This window comes from Streptomyces sp. NPDC029014, from assembly GCF_055564695.1.
Window position 1 is genome coordinate 1 of sequence record NZ_JBVHVT010000259.1, and the last position, 1,002, is coordinate 1,002.

The following is a 1,002-nucleotide window of genomic DNA, read 5'->3' on the forward strand; positions in this document are numbered from 1 at the left end:
CAAGCCGGAACGCACGTATGCGCCGCTCATTGATCTGGGCCAGTTTTCCGAAGGGCAACTGGCAGAGCTGATGGTGGCTGCAGGGGACGCGCCTGGGCGGAGAACCTATTTCGACTACTCCGAGGAGCGGCCCTACCTGCGGGACGGCCAGAGGGTTCATCTGGACGTGGGACGCGACTCCACCATGTTCGACTACCGCGACGAGAACGGGGCGCGTGTGGAGCGAACGATGGTCACCGTGCCGCCCAAGCTCCGGGAGCAGATTCAGGACGTCACCGGGGAAGAACAGCCGATTCTCACCACCGCGCTCATTGCGCTGGCTTCCTGGGCTTGCCAGGAGCTCAAAAAGAGCAAGCGTCGCCTCGTCGTGACCACGGCAACCGATGACCTGGATCCAATGCGGAGACAGGTTCGGAAAGCCATCGTGGGGCGGGCGAGGAAACAACGGTAGCCCTGGGTTGGTAGTGAACGACAGGCGGCCATGGGCCGCCTTTTTTATGGCTGGCGGCGGGTGGAAAGAGCAACGGCAAAAGCGGCTAGAGCAAAAGCGTTGTGGAGAAAAGGCGGGAGGGGCCTCGGCTTCCGCCGGGCCCGTGCTTGGCTGGAAGTGTGAGGTGTTTCAGGGTTTTGGTGTCTTTTGCGGTTGCCCGTCAGTTCTGCACTTTAGTCAAACAAATGTGTTGTTTTTGAGTTTACATTTTTATGCCCTGTCGTAACCTGGATTTGTAGGGAGGCAATACCGCTGACCTGAAAACCAAACAAGGATTCATCATGAAAACCCCTCGCCGCCAAACCCTCGAAAACCGCGCCGCCCGTTTGGGACTGCGACTCTCCGAAGCTGGGCTCCACGTCAAAATGGAAGCCGCCAACAACTGCGAAGCCATGCCGCGCTGGGAACTCTCGGACGGGAAACACCAATCCAGTCTCCGCGGGTATGCCACCCTGGCCGAGGTTTCCGAAGCGTTGGATCACGAGGAAATCGCTGCAGAGCTATGAGCAGGT

Annotated in this window: 2 protein-coding genes; both read left to right on the forward strand. The window is 59.3% G+C overall.

What is annotated here, in order from left to right:
• Positions 1 to 451 (forward strand): hypothetical protein (locus ACZ4VL_RS40975; RefSeq protein WP_468211179.1); only part of this gene is annotated, 451 nt, incomplete at its 5' end.
• A 320-nt stretch (positions 452 to 771) separates the two neighbouring features.
• Positions 772 to 996 carry a hypothetical protein gene (locus tag ACZ4VL_RS40980; protein WP_139726877.1) on the forward strand — a complete coding sequence of 75 codons (225 nt, stop codon included), beginning with the start codon at positions 772 to 774 and terminating at the stop codon, positions 994 to 996.
• Positions 997 to 1,002 lie beyond the last annotated feature (6 nt).